The 12,826-nt window shown below is 72.3% G+C and carries 9 protein-coding genes and 2 pseudogenes; 7 read left to right on the top strand and 4 right to left on the bottom strand.

The features are described 5' to 3' along the window. Positions 1 to 287 precede the first annotated feature (287 nt). The 4 genes and pseudogenes from IE286_RS17785 to katG all read left to right on the top strand — a co-directional run bounded on the left by IE286_RS17785 (position 288) and on the right by katG (position 6,170). On the top strand, positions 288 to 1,334 hold the full coding sequence (locus IE286_RS17785; protein WP_189797746.1) for a GAF domain-containing protein: 1,047 nt from the start codon (positions 288 to 290) through the stop codon (positions 1,332 to 1,334). A gap of 262 nt (positions 1,335 to 1,596) precedes the next feature. Beyond that, entirely contained in the window at positions 1,597 to 3,237 is a 1,641-nt protein-coding gene (pgm, locus tag IE286_RS17780; protein WP_189797745.1) for a phosphoglucomutase (alpha-D-glucose-1,6-bisphosphate-dependent), read from the top strand. 229 nt (positions 3,238 to 3,466) lie between these two features. Next, positions 3,467 to 3,913 (top strand): Fur family transcriptional regulator, encoded by a 447-nt coding sequence (locus IE286_RS17775; protein ID WP_189797744.1) that lies wholly within the window; start codon positions 3,467 to 3,469, stop codon positions 3,911 to 3,913. A 24-nt stretch (positions 3,914 to 3,937) separates the two neighbouring features. After that, positions 3,938 to 6,170, top strand: a pseudogene (katG, locus tag IE286_RS17770) (catalase/peroxidase HPI). A gap of 108 nt (positions 6,171 to 6,278) precedes the next feature. Here the strand turns inward: katG and IE286_RS17765 are convergent. Both IE286_RS17765 and IE286_RS17760 read right to left on the bottom strand, forming a co-directional pair. Next, the gene (locus IE286_RS17765) at positions 6,279 to 7,706 is read right to left on the bottom strand and encodes a purine-cytosine permease family protein (RefSeq protein WP_189797743.1); all 1,428 of its coding nucleotides are present in this window, start codon (positions 7,704 to 7,706) and stop codon (positions 6,279 to 6,281) included. A 195-nt stretch (positions 7,707 to 7,901) separates the two neighbouring features. Beyond that, positions 7,902 to 8,561 carry a dienelactone hydrolase family protein gene (locus tag IE286_RS17760; RefSeq protein WP_189797742.1) on the bottom strand — a complete coding sequence of 220 codons (660 nt, stop codon included), beginning with the start codon at positions 8,559 to 8,561 and terminating at the stop codon, positions 7,902 to 7,904. Positions 8,562 to 8,686: 125 nt separating this feature from the next. Between IE286_RS17760 and ku the strand changes: the two are divergent. Together ku and IE286_RS27245 are read left to right on the top strand one after the other, a co-directional pair. Further along, positions 8,687 to 9,169 (top strand): annotated as a pseudogene (ku, locus tag IE286_RS27250) (non-homologous end joining protein Ku); the annotation flags it as partial. Positions 9,170 to 9,227: 58 nt separating this feature from the next. Further along, positions 9,228 to 9,836: a hypothetical protein gene (locus IE286_RS27245; protein ID WP_229863033.1), complete on the top strand. Its 609-nt coding sequence runs from the start codon at positions 9,228 to 9,230 to the stop codon at positions 9,834 to 9,836. 263 nt (positions 9,837 to 10,099) lie between these two features. Here the strand turns inward: IE286_RS27245 and IE286_RS17750 are convergent, their stop codons facing one another. After that, positions 10,100 to 10,807 carry an SDR family NAD(P)-dependent oxidoreductase gene (locus tag IE286_RS17750; RefSeq protein ID WP_189797741.1) on the bottom strand — a complete coding sequence of 236 codons (708 nt, stop codon included), beginning with the start codon at positions 10,805 to 10,807 and terminating at the stop codon, positions 10,100 to 10,102. A gap of 103 nt (positions 10,808 to 10,910) precedes the next feature. On the opposite strand from IE286_RS17750, the gene IE286_RS17745 reads away from it, so the two are divergent. Next, positions 10,911 to 11,750, top strand: coding sequence for a helix-turn-helix domain-containing protein (locus tag IE286_RS17745; RefSeq protein WP_189797740.1), 840 nt, complete (start codon positions 10,911 to 10,913; stop codon positions 11,748 to 11,750). Positions 11,751 to 11,968: 218 nt separating this feature from the next. Here IE286_RS17745 and IE286_RS17740 read toward each other — a convergent pair whose 3' ends face one another. After that, positions 11,969 to 12,745 (bottom strand): hypothetical protein, encoded by a 777-nt coding sequence (locus tag IE286_RS17740; protein WP_189797739.1) that lies wholly within the window; start codon positions 12,743 to 12,745, stop codon positions 11,969 to 11,971. Positions 12,746 to 12,826 lie beyond the last annotated feature (81 nt).

Raw genomic sequence — 12,826 nt, 5'->3', positions numbered from 1 at the left:
GGCGGGACATCGTTTCGGTGCGACATCGGGTTCAAGAATGACGGGAACTGATCGCTCCATGTTGAAACATCGGGAACTTTGGACAGACTCACCGAATGCGCACCTGTCGGACCGCCGGTGCCGGCCGGCGGACCCGAGGAGCCCTCCGACAGGCCCGTGACCTGCCGCGCAGCCACCCCGGGCCCAAGTCCCGCCGCTCGTTGCCGGGTTGGCCGAGGGGCCGAAGGTGCGCCAATGACCAGGAGGGGTGATCCACGCAGCCGGAATCTCTGCTTTCATCTGACGTCATGGATCCCCTGTCAACCGAAGATCAGCGTGCCGCGGGCCAGCAGCGGGTGCACCGGCTCAGGATGCTCAACCTCAACTCGGTCGAGGCCGAGGCCACCTTCGACCGGGTCGCGCGGCTGGCGGCGACCTTCACCCAGACCCCCCTGGCCATGGTCAACTTCATCAACGACGAGCGGCAGATGTTCCGCGGGATGTACGTGCCCACCGGGTCGCCCGACGACCCCGTGGACACCTCCGGCGGCATCCCGTTCGACCTGAGTCATCTCGGCCGGGAGGCGCCCGGCGACTACGGCTTCTGCCCCCACGTGGTCGCCCAGCGGTCCCAACTGGCCCTGGAGGACGTCTTCGACTACCCGCGCTTCAAGGGCAACCCGCTGGTCAACGACCTCGGTGTGCGCTCCTATCTGGGCACCCCGCTGCGCGACAACACCGGTGTTATCCTGGGCACGGTCTGTGTGGCCGATGTCAAGCCCCGCACCTGGGACCGTCAGTTGCGGCAGGGCATGCAGGAGCTGACCGAAACCCTGCTGTCGGAGTTCAAACTGCGCGACAGCCTCCTTGCCCAGCAGCAGGAACTGTTCGCCGTGTTCGACGGTGCGCCCTTCCCCATCATGCTCACCGAGGGCCCCGACCATCTGCTGCGCTACGCCAACGGCCGTCAGGGCCAGGCCTTCGGCATGGTCCCGCAGTTCAGCCTCGGCCGGCAGGTGCTGCCCGGTCTGGCCCAGGTCGGCGTCTTCGACGCCATGGACGACGCCCTGCGCACCGGCCGCCCCACGAGCGTGTCCCGGGTGTCGCTGCGGACGTACGACTCCGCCACGCCGCAGGAGTTCAACTTCCTGTGCACGCCGGTGCGCACCTCGCCCAACGCCCCCTTCAAGGGCGTGCTGACGGTGGCCATGAACGCCACCGCGCAGGGCCAGGCCGGCGCCGAGCCGCAGGCCTTCGCGGCCAACGTCCAGCAGCGGTTCGAGCAGCTGGGCGGCGGCGCGCTCGCCGACAGCGTGCCCGGTGGCTGGGGCGGCCATCCGGGCGGCGGGCACTGACCCCGGCCGGGCACTGATCCCGGCCCGTCCGACGGCACCGGGCCCGGGCGGACGAGGACGCCGCGGCGGGCCGCCCCCGGCGAGCGGGGCGGCCCCGTCCGGTTCACCCGCCCGGGCCTCACCGGCGTCCGGCATGCCGCACCGCCTGCCCGGCACTCCTCGCCGTCCCCGGCACCGCCCGGTCGGTGACGCCCCCCGTCCCCCGGGAGGGGAAGATGAGATCGCGACCGTTCACGCGATCGATCCATGAGGAGTGGGTGCCATGCAGCAGGAACGAGCGGGCAAGCCGGCCGGGCCCGAGGACCTGGTCGACGTCGCCCGGCTGGTGACCGCGTACTACGCGCTCCACCCCGATCCCGGCGAACCGGACCAGCGGGTGACCTTCGGAACCTCCGGGCACCGCGGCTCGTCGCTGGCCACCGCCTTCAACGAGGACCACATCGCCGCGACCAGCCAGGCCATCTGCGAGTACCGCGCCGCGCAGGGCATCGACGGCCCGCTGTTCCTCGGCGCGGACACGCACGCCCTGTCGGAGCCGGCCCGGGTCACCGCGCTGGAGGTGTTCGCCGCCAACCACGTCACCGTGCTCGTCGACACCGCCGACGGCTACACCCCCACCCCGGCGGTCTCGCACGCCATCCTGACCCACAACCGGGGCCGCACCTCGGGCCTCGCCGACGGCGTGGTCGTCACCCCCTCGCACAACCCGCCCGCCGACGGCGGCTTCAAGTACAACCCGCCGAGCGGCGGCCCGGCCGGCTCCGAGGCCACCCGCTGGATCCAGGACCGGGCCAACGAGATCATCGCGGGCGGCCTGAAGGACGTCCGCCGCATCCCGTACACCCGGGCCCTGGCCGCCGCCGGCACCGGCCGCTACGACTTCCTGGGCACCTACGTCGGCGACCTGCCGAGCGTCCTCGACCTGGACGCGATCCGCTCGGCGGGCGTACGGATCGGCGCCGACCCGCTGGGCGGGGCCTCGGTCGCCTACTGGGAGCGCATCGCCGAGCAGCACCGCCTGGACCTGACCGTGGTCAACCCGCTCACCGACCCCACGTGGCGGTTCATGACCCTGGACTGGGACGGCAGGATCCGCATGGACTGCTCCTCCCCGTACGCCATGGCCTCGCTCATCGAGCAGCGGGACCGGTTCCGGATCGCCACCGGCAACGACGCCGACGCCGACCGGCACGGCATCGTCACCCCCGACGGCGGCCTGATGAACCCCAACCACTACCTGGCCACCGCCATCTCCTACCTCTACGCCCACCGCACCCGGTGGCCCGCGACGGCGGGGGTGGGCAAGACCCTGGTGTCCTCCGGCATGATCGACCGGGTGGCCGCCGACCTCGGCCGCCGCCTGGTCGAAGTCCCAGTCGGCTTCAAGTGGTTCGTGGACGGGCTGGCCGACGGAACGCTCGGTTTCGGTGGGGAGGAGTCCGCCGGGGCGTCCTTCCTGCGCCGCGACGGCTCGGTGTGGACCACCGACAAGGACGGCATCATCCTGGCCCTGCTCGCCTCCGAGATCACGGCCGTCACGGACCGGACGCCCTCGGAGCACTACGCCGAGCTGACCCGGCGCTTCGGCGCACCCGCCTACGCCCGCGTCGACGCCCCCGCCACCCGCGAGCAGAAGGCACGCCTGGCCAGGCTGTCCCCCGCCCAGGTCGGCGCCGGCACCCTCGCCGGGGAGCCGGTCACCGGGGTGCTCACCGAGGCACCCGGCAACGGCGCACCCATCGGCGGCATCAAGGTCGCCACCGAGAACGCCTGGTTCGCGGCGCGTCCCTCCGGCACCGAGGACGTGTACAAGATCTACGCGGAGTCCTTCCGCGGACCCGACCACCTCCGCCAGGTCCAGGAGGAGGCCGAGCAGGTGGTGCTGGCGGCCCTGGAGGGCTGACACACCTTCCACGGGCCGGAGGGGCGCAGGCCGGACATCCGCGGCCGACCGCACGCGCCGGCCCCGCTGCCGCCGTCCCGGCCGGCCGGCGACCGCTCACCGGTCACCGGCCGGCACCGGGCGGGGCGCCCCGGCACAGCGTCACCCGGACACACGCACCTCACCGGTCACAGACTGTGCCCGTTCGTGTTCTTGAAGCATTCCTGTTTCGGGCGTAGGTTCAGGCGCCATGACGGCAGCCCGGCCTCCGACCACGGCAGAGGAGTTGCGCGGTGCGGGACTGCGGGTGACGGCCGCCCGCGTCGCGCTCCTGGAAACCGTCCGCGCCGGTGGCCACCTGGGTGTGGAGGCGATCGCCTCCCAGGTGCGCGACCGCATCGGGCACGTTTCCCTGCAGGCCGTGTACGAGGCCCTGCACGCACTGACCGCAGCCGGACTCGTCCGCCGGGTGGAACCGGCCGGCAGCCCCGCCCGGTTCGAGGGACGTGTCGGCGACAACCATCACCACGTCGTGTGCCGGTCGTGCGGTGCCGTCGCCGACGTGGACTGCGCGGCGGGCGAGGCACCCTGCCTGACCGCGTCCGACGACCACGGCTTCGTCATCGACGAGGCCGAGGTCATCTACTGGGGTACCTGCCCCGCCTGCACCACCGCGCACCGTTCCGCAGCACCGTGATCCGCCAGTTGGGAAGGATGCTTCATGTCCGAGAACCACGACGCAGTCGTCACCGACGCCGAAGCGGAGGGCACCGGCGGCTGCCCGGTCGCGCACGGGCGTGCCCCGCACCCCACCCAGGGCGGTGGCAACCACCAGTGGTGGCCGGAGCGGCTCAACCTGAAGATCCTCGCCAAGAACCCCGCCGTGGCCAACCCGCTGGGGGAGGACTTCGACTACCGCGAGGCCTTCAAGACCCTGGATCTTCCGGCCGTCAAACGTGACATCGCCGAGGTGCTGACCACCTCGCAGGACTGGTGGCCCGCCGACTTCGGCCACTACGGTCCGCTCATCATCCGCATGGCCTGGCACAGCGCGGGCACCTACCGCATCAGCGACGGCCGCGGCGGCGCCGGCTCCGGCCAGCAGCGTTTCGCGCCGCTCAACAGCTGGCCGGACAACGCCAACCTCGACAAGGCCCGCCGCCTGCTGTGGCCGGTGAAGAAGAAGTACGGCCGCAAACTGTCGTGGGCCGACCTGCTGATCCTCGCCGGCAACGTCGCCCTGGAGACCATGGGCCTGAAGACCTTCGGCTTCTCCGGCGGCCGGGTCGACGCCTGGGAGCCGGACGACGACGTCTACTGGGGCCCGGAGACCACCTGGCTGGGCGACGAGCGCTACACCGGCGACCGGGAGCTGGAGGAGCCGCTCGCCGCGGTCCAGATGGGCCTGATCTACGTCAACCCCGAGGGTCCCAACGGCAACCCGGACCCGCTGGCCGCGGCCCGCGACATCCGTGAGACGTTCCGCCGGATGGCGATGAACGACGAGGAGACCGTGGCCCTCATCGCCGGCGGCCACACCTTCGGCAAGACCCACGGCGCCGGCCCGGCCGAGAACGTCGGCCCCGACCCCGAGGCCGCGCCGATGGAGCAGCAGGGCCTGGGCTGGAAGAACTCCTACGGCACCGGCAAGGGCGCCGACGCCATCACCAGCGGTCTTGAGGTGACCTGGACACCCACCCCGACCCAGTGGGACAACTCCTTCTTCGAGACGCTGTTCGGCTACGAGTGGGAGCTGTTCAAGAGCCCTGCGGGTGCCTATCAGTGGCGGCCGAAGGACGGCGCGGGCGCCGGCACCGTCCCTGACGCGCACGACCCGTCGAAGCGGCACGCGCCGACCATGCTGACCACCGACCTGGCGCTGCGTTTCGACCCGGTGTACGAGCGGATCTCGCGGCACTACATGGAGAACCCGGACGAGTTCGCGGACGCCTTCGCGCGCGCCTGGTTCAAGCTGACCCACCGCGACATGGGCCCGGTCTCCCGCTACCTCGGTCCCGAGGTGCCCAGCGAGACGCTGCTCTGGCAGGACCCGCTGCCCGAGCGGACGTACGAGCTGGTCGACGCCGACGACATCGCGGCGCTCAAGGCCCAGGTGCTCCAGACCGACCTGAGCGTCTCCGACCTGGTGTTCACCGCGTGGGCGTCGGCCTCATCCTTCCGCGGCAGCGACAAGCGCGGCGGTGCCAACGGCGCCCGCATCCGCCTGGAGCCGCAGCGCGGCTGGGAGGCGAACGACCCCGACCGGCTGGCGGCGGTGCTGCGCACCCTGGAGGGTGTCCAGGAGTCCTTCAACGCCGCGCAGAGCGGCGACAAGCGGATCTCGCTGGCCGACCTGATCGTGCTGGCGGGCTGCGCGGCCGTCGAGAAGGCCGCCAAGGAGGCCGGTGTCGAGATCGAGGTGCCGTTCACGCCGGGCCGGGTGGACGCCGCGCAGGACCAGACCGACGTGGAGTCCTTCGCCGCGCTGGAGCCGTCCGCCGACGGCTTCCGCAACTACCCTGGGCAAGGGCAACCGGCTGCCCGCCGAGTATCTGCTGGTGGACCGGGCCAACCTGCTCACCCTGAGCGCCCCCGAGATGACCGTCCTGGTCGGCGGTCTGCGGGTGCTGGGCGCGAACCACCAGCGGTCGCAGCTGGGTGTGTTCACCGACACCCCCGGTGTGCTCACCAACGACTTCTTCGTCAACCTGCTCGACATGGGCATCGAGTGGCGGCCGACGTCGCAGGACTCGACCACCTTCTCCGGCCGTGACCGTGCCACGGGCGAGGTGAAGTGGGCCGGCAGCCGTGCCGACCTGGTCTTCGGCTCGAACGCCGAACTCCGCGCGGTCGCCGAGGTGTACGCGAGCGACGACGCCAAGGAGAAGTTCGTGCACGACTTCGTCGCCGCCTGGGACAAGGTCATGAACCTGGACCGGTTCGACCTGGTCTGACCGAAGGCCGAGGGGCCCGGCCGGTGCCGGGCCCCTCGCGGACGGGCACACCCGGGCCCGGCCGGCCCGCGCGGCCGGACGGGCCCTTCCTTCGTCGCTCCGGGCCGCTCAGTCGGCGACCGGGCCGGCCCGGGCGGCCGCGGCCGGGGTGCCCGCCGCCGCGGGCGACGGCCGGGCCGGCAGCGCACGGCGGGACCCCAGCACCGCGAACAGCACGGCCGGCACCACCAGACCGACGATCCACGAGATGTCCGCGCCCCCGAGCGAAGCGACCAGCGGGCCGGTGTAGAAGCCGGTGGACAGGAACGGGAACTGCGCGGCGAGGCCGACGGCGTAGACCAGCAGGGCGTCCCAGCGCCAGCCGCCGTACCGGCCGTCCGGGTCGCTCAGCGCGGGCAGGTCGTAGCGCTCCTTGGCGAGCAGGTAGTAGTCCACCAGGTTGATCGCCGACCACGGGGTGAAGAACGTCAGCAGGAACAGCAGGAAGTCGGCGAAGGAGTCCAGGAACGAACTGCGCCCGGCGAGTGCGACGGCCGTCCCCGCGATCATGATGCCGGTGATGTACGCGGTGCGGCCGCGCTGCGACAGCACCCGCTGGCCGCGGAACCCGCTGATCCCGGTCACCAGCGACATGAACCCGCCGTAGGTGTTGAGCACGTTCACCGTCAGCTTGCCCAGCGCGATCACGAAGTACAGCACGGACGCCACCAGGCCGGTGCCGCCGAGGCCCACCACGTATCCCACCTGGTCGTCCGTGAACGCCGCGCCCGCGGTGGCCGCCACCAGCACCCCGAAGCCCATCGACCACTGCGCGCCGAGCACGGTCCCGGCCAGGGTCCAGCCGAACGTGGCCCGGGCGGAGGTGGTGCGGGGCAGATAGCGCGAGTAGTCCGCGACATACGGCCCGAACGCCAGCTGCCAGGACGCCGACAGCGACATGGCCAGCAGGAACATCGGCGGCGTGAAGTGGTGCTGGTGCGCCAGGTGTGCGAGGTCGGCGCGGCTGAGCAGACGCAGCCCCAGGTAGACGAAGGCCAGCGCGCACACCACGCTCGCCACCCGGCCCAGGGCGTGGATCACCCGGTAGCCGACGGTCGCCGTCACCGCGGTCACCAGCGCGAAGACGACGATGCCGGGCACCGGGCCGAGGTGGGTGAGTTCGCCGACCGCCTCCCCGGCGAGCACCGAGCCGCTGGCGAAGAAGCCGGTGTACATCACGACCACCAGCACCAGCGGGACGACCGCTCCGCGCACCCCGAACTGCGCCCGCGACGAGATCATCTGCGGCAGGCCCAGCCGCGGTCCCTGCGCCGAGTGCAGGGCCATGACCGCCCCGCCCAGCAGGTTGCCGGCGAGCAGCCCGGCCAGGGACCACACCACGTCCCCGCCGAGGACCACGGCGAGCGCACCGGTGACCACCGTGGTGATCTGCAGATTGGCCCCCAGCCAGAGCGTGAACTGCGAAAACGCCGTGCCGTGGCGCTCCTCGTCGGGGATGACGTCGATGGAACGCCGTTCGACCACCACCTGTGCCACCGCGTGCTCCGTCCTGCCGCGCCGGGGCGGGGCGCGGCACGCCGGAGGGCCCGGGACGCATCCACCGCCTGCATATGCCTATGCAGGTTGACTGGACTCTGAATGGATTGCAATACCCCGGAGTGGACGCGAAGAAAATCTCCCGGCCGCCTCCGACGGCACAAGGCCGTCGCGGCCGGTCGCGGCCGACGCTGCTCAACCGGTCTTCGTGACCAGCTCCTCGCACCATTCCTCGATCGTGTGGACGGCCTGCCGCAGCACATCCGGCTCCGTGAACCGCCGGGCCAGCCCGGGCACCTCGCGCACGGTGTGCGGACCGGCGAGCCGGAGTGCCGCCTCGTGATGCGCCGACAGCGACTGCGGCTCCTCGGTGTCGACCACGAACAGCACCGGCACCCGCACCCGCTCCAGGGCCGCACCCGCCAGCTCCGGCTGCCCGTCGCACGAGACCACCGCGCTCACTCCGTCCGGCAGGTCCGCCGCCGCGAGCAGCGCCACCGTGGCCTCCGCGCCCGAACCGCACAGGAGCACCGGCAGCCCGCGGGCGTCCGGCTGGATCGTCACCCAGTCCACCGCGGCCACCAGCCGGCGGCCCAGCAGGGCGAGATCGACCGGTTGCCCCTCGCCCTGATCGCTGCGCCCTCCCTCCGTCTCGCTGAACAGATCCATCACCAGGGTGGCGAACCCGGCCCTGTGCAGCTCGTCGGCGACCGACCTGATGTGCGGATCCTGCGGGGAGGCGTGCAGCCCGTAGGCCAGGACGGCCGTCGCCCGCGACGAGGCCGGGACGACGAACTCGCCGGGCAGCGTCACGCGGTCGGCGGGCACCGACACCATCTGAGAGATCACGGACATCGCCTGCTTCCTCCGGCGGCCCCAGCCGGGCCGCCTCGCGTTCTCGGCCTTCTGGCCGTGTACCCACACACGTGCGGGAAACCCGCGTACCGCCGGAAGGCGTCGGAGCGAGGAGGCGGGAGCAGATGGCGAGACCCGTCTGGACCGGAGTTCTCACCTTCGGACTGGTCACCGTCCCGGTCGGTCTGTACACGGCGACCGAGGACCACACCGTGCACTTCCATCAGCTGCAGCGGGACAGCGCGGACCGCATCCGCAGCAAACGCGTCAACGAGCGCACCGGCCGGCAGGTCTCCTCGGACGACATCGTCAAGGGCTACGACCTCGGCGAAGGCGACTACGTGGTCGTCGATCCCGGCGAACTCGACGAGATCGCACCGGGCCGGTCCAAGGTGATCGATGTGGCCGGCTTCGTCGATCTGCACCGGATCGAGCCGGTGTACTTCGCCCGTACCTACTACGTCGGCCCGCGGGGCGATGAGTACCTGAAGGTGTACGAACTGCTGCGCGCCGCCCTCCAGGACGCCGACAAGGCCGGCATCGCCACCATGACCATGCGCAACAAGCAGTACCTCACCGCGCTGCGGGCCCAGCCGATGGTCCTTGTCATGCACACCCTGCACTGGGCGGACGAGGTGCGCGACCCGGCCGGCGTCCTGGAGCGTCGTGCCCGGCGGGCACACCGAGCCGGCGCGCCAGGAGCTCGAGACCGCCCGTCGGCTGATCGACGCCCTCACCATCGACTGGCATCCCGAGGACTACCACGACACCTACGCCGAACGCGTCCGGGAACTGGTCGAAGCCAAACGCCGGGGCGAGGAGGTCGTCGGCGAGGCCGGACCGCCCCGGACGACCGATGTCGTCGACCTCATGGCGGCACTGGAACGCAGTGTGGAACGCGCCCGCTCCCGCACGACCGGAGAGAACGGGGCGAGGGACGGGGGACAGGAGGCCGGCCGGGGCGCGGCGCGAGGGTCCGCGACGTCCGGCGAGGGCGGTGCCGGGGCCGCCCGGAAGAAGGCCGGTGGCGGCAGCGCCGAGGACACGGCCAGGGCCGGACGGCGCGGCAGCACCGAGGGCAGCGGGGAGGACCGGCGGAAGGGCAAGGACACCGGCACCTCCCGGGACCGTCGCCGGGCCGGTCCGGGCGACGACCTGGGGACGCTGTCCAAGGAGCAGCTGTACCGCAGAGCCGGCGAGGCCGAGATCGCCGGCCGTTCCCGGATGAACCGCGACCAGCTGATCGAGGCGCTGAAGAAGCAGCCGGCCGCCTGAACCCGCCGGGCCGGCACCGGAACCACGGCTGCGGTGCCATGCGGCCCGGGGCGGCCGGAAGAGCCCCGGCCGCCCCGGGCGGTCATGTGTCCCTCAGGCGGCGGCTCCCGGCTCCCTCGAGGACCGTCCCCGCCCCCTGCCGCGGCCGGTGCGCAGGGCGGGGCGGCCTGGACCACGTGCCGTACGGACACACCCGGACCGCACACCGGACCCCGCCCGCGTCCGGCCCTGCCGGCACGCCCCCTGCGGACACGGGCGGCGGCTCACCACGGCAGCGGACCGGCCGCGTTGCTGAACGTGCCCGTCGGGCCGTCGGCGCCGATGCACGCCATGCGCACGATGATCTCGGCGCCCTCCTCCACGGTCTGGGTGCCGGTGTTGTGGTTCAGGTCGGTGCGGGTGAAACCCGGGTCGACGGCGTTGATGCGTATGTCGCGGAAGGCCTTGGCGTACTGCACGGTGAGCATGTTGACCGCGGCCTTGGACGACGGATACGCGATGTCGGGGTAGAAGTGCGTGGGCGACGCGGGATCGGCCAGCTGCGCCGTCAGCGCCAGGCCGCTGCTGACGTTGACCACGACCGGGTTGGCCGAGCGCCGCAGCAGCGGCAGGAAGGCGTGCAGCGTCCGCACGATGCCGAACACGTTGGTCTCGTACACCGCGCGGACCGCGTCCGCCGTGGTCTCCGCCGGGTCGACGAAGGAGCCGTCGGCGTGGCGCGGCTCGACCCCGGCGTTGTTCACCAGCACGTCCAGTCCGCCCGCGGCCTCGACCTCCTTGACGGCGGCCGCGACCGAGGCGTCGTCGGTCACGTCCAGCTGGACGAACCGCGTGCCCAGCTGCTCGGCGGCGCGCCGGCCCCGCTCCGGGTCGCGTGCGCCGAGGAGAACGGTGTGACCCGCGGCGAGCAGGCGGCGGGCGGTTTCGAAACCGAGCCCCTTGTTGGCTCCGGTGATCAGTGTCGTCGTCATGTCCTCAAGCCTCGGCGGGTGACGGTCCGCGAGCCAGAAGACCGGTTTTCCTGGGACCGGCAGTACCAGGAAAACCCGCACCGCGCTCCGGCACACTGGGGGCATGCCCACCACGGAACTGGGAGCCGCGATCCACCGCTGGCGTGACCGGCTCGCCCCCGGGGAGGTCGGGCTGCCCGCCGGCGGACGCCGGCGCGCCGCCGGACTGCGACGCGAGGAACTGGCCCAGCTGGCCGGTATCTCGGCCGACTATGTGACGCGCCTGGAGCAGGGCCGTGCCACCAACCCCTCCGCGCAGGTGGTGGAGTCGCTGGCCCGCGCACTGCGGCTGTCGGCGGCCGAGCGCACCCACCTGTACCGTCTGGCCGGCCTGGCACCGCCCGGCCCGAAGACCGTGCCCGTCTTCGTCCCGCCCAGCGTGCACCGGCTGCTGGACCGGCTGGCCGGCACCCCGGTCGCGGTCCACGATGCCGCCTGGACGCTCCTGATCGCCAACCCGCCGTACACGGCGCTGATGGGCGACCTCACCAAGGGGCCCGAACGCAACGGCGTGTGGCGGCACTTCATCGGCGGCGGCGGCCGGGTCGTGCACACACCCGAGGAACGCCGTGCCTTCGAGCGGGCACTCGTCGCCGACCTGCGCACCACCGCCGAGCGCTACCCGGCCGACCGTCGGCTGCGCGCACTCGTGGCCGAACTGCGCGCCGGCAGTGGCCGGTTCGCCGAACTGTGGGACAGCGGTGCGGTGGGCGAGCACATGGCCGCACGCAAGACCATCCGGCACCCGCGCGTCGGGCCGGTGACCCTGGACTGCGATGTGCTGTCCGTCGCCGGCAGCGATCTGCGAATCATGGTCTACACGGCCGAGCCCGGCACCGAGGACGCGGAGCGGCTGGCCCTGCTGATGGTCCTCGGCACCCAGGACCTTCCGGCGGCCCCCTGACGGGGGCGACCGGTCCGGCGAGACGCCGGCCGGTCCGTGCGCGGGGGCGTCCGCCGGCCGACGGTGGTGTGCGCGACACCCGACAGCCGCGTCGGCGACGGCTGTCGGCCCAACCGGCGGGTCACGGACCCCAGCGAGGCGCCCGGTCCCCGGCCGACCCGCCGGTCATCGTGGTCCCCCGAACACCCGCCGGTCGGCTGGTTCGTGACACCCGCCGGTCAGGCCGCACCCGCGGACTCGGCCTGAGCGGCGGCCTGCGCCTGCGCGTGGTTCCCCTCGACCACGGTGTACATGACCGACCGGTTCTGCTTGTACCGCTGGATACGTCCCTTGGCGACCAGCGACTCCAGCGTGTTGCGCACGACCTGAGGGCTGGGCTCGCGGTCCGGGTGCTTGCTCAGCAACTCCTCGCGCAGCTCGGCGGCCAGACGCGGCTCGCTGTGCCCGCTGAGCAGCTCCAGCAGCAGATCCCGCAGCAGCACCTGCCGCCCGTTCTTGCCGCGGCCCTTGCCCGCGCTCTTCGGCGCACCCTTGCGGGCACTCTTCTGGGCGCCCTTGAGCGGCCCGGTCTTCTTCGCGGTCTTCTTGGCGGCCTTCGGCGCCGGCTTCTTCGCGGCCTTCGGCGCGCGGCTCTCACCGGCCCGCTCACCGGCCGGCTCCGCGGACACGGTCTCCTGCTGCGCCTCGGTCTTTTCCGCGGGCGCGGCGGCCGCGCCGTCCTCGGCCGCGGCGGGCTCCTCGGCGGGGGCGGGTGCCGGGGCGGCGGACGGAGTGACGGGCTCACCCTGCGCCTGGTGCGGCACATGTGCCTGGGCGGACGTGGCACCGGGGCGCTCGGCGATGTCGAGGATGTTCCGCAGCAGCGTCTCCTCCTGCCGCAGCGTCTCCAACCGGTGTGCCAGTTCTTCCTGTTGACGGCGGTTCTGCTCCAGGTCGGCGGCGGCCTGCTCCGCGTACCGGGAACGAAGCGTGGCATCGGTTGATTCGATCGGCATAACCGTCCTTCCTTCATAGGGGTATCGCTGCGCATGTTACTGGGACACACATCATCGGTGCCCACATCCGTTCAGAGTGCT

The sequence above is a fragment of the Streptomyces thermodiastaticus genome, assembly GCF_014656135.1.
Lineage (GTDB): Bacteria > Actinomycetota > Actinomycetes > Streptomycetales > Streptomycetaceae > Streptomyces > Streptomyces thermodiastaticus.
The sequence above is the reverse complement of the archived record's forward strand: the minus strand, read 5'-3'. Positions and strand labels throughout refer to the sequence as shown.

What these genes read in the sequence shown, in the direction of transcription:
- IE286_RS17775 (WP_189797744.1), top strand. Translation starts at nt 3,467, where the DNA reads ATGACGGCAGCCCGGCCTCCGACCACGGCAGAGGAGTTGCGCGGTGCG.
- IE286_RS17760 (WP_189797742.1), bottom strand. Translation starts at nt 8,561, where the DNA reads ATGTCCGTGATCTCTCAGATGGTGTCGGTGCCCGCCGACCGCGTGACG.
- IE286_RS17785 (WP_189797746.1), top strand. Translation starts at nt 288, where the DNA reads ATGGATCCCCTGTCAACCGAAGATCAGCGTGCCGCGGGCCAGCAGCGG.
- pgm (WP_189797745.1), top strand. Translation starts at nt 1,597, where the DNA reads ATGCAGCAGGAACGAGCGGGCAAGCCGGCCGGGCCCGAGGACCTGGTC.
- IE286_RS17750 (WP_189797741.1), bottom strand. Translation starts at nt 10,807, where the DNA reads ATGACGACGACACTGATCACCGGAGCCAACAAGGGGCTCGGTTTCGAA.
- IE286_RS17745 (WP_189797740.1), top strand. Translation starts at nt 10,911, where the DNA reads ATGCCCACCACGGAACTGGGAGCCGCGATCCACCGCTGGCGTGACCGG.
- IE286_RS17740 (WP_189797739.1), bottom strand. Translation starts at nt 12,745, where the DNA reads ATGCCGATCGAATCAACCGATGCCACGCTTCGTTCCCGGTACGCGGAG.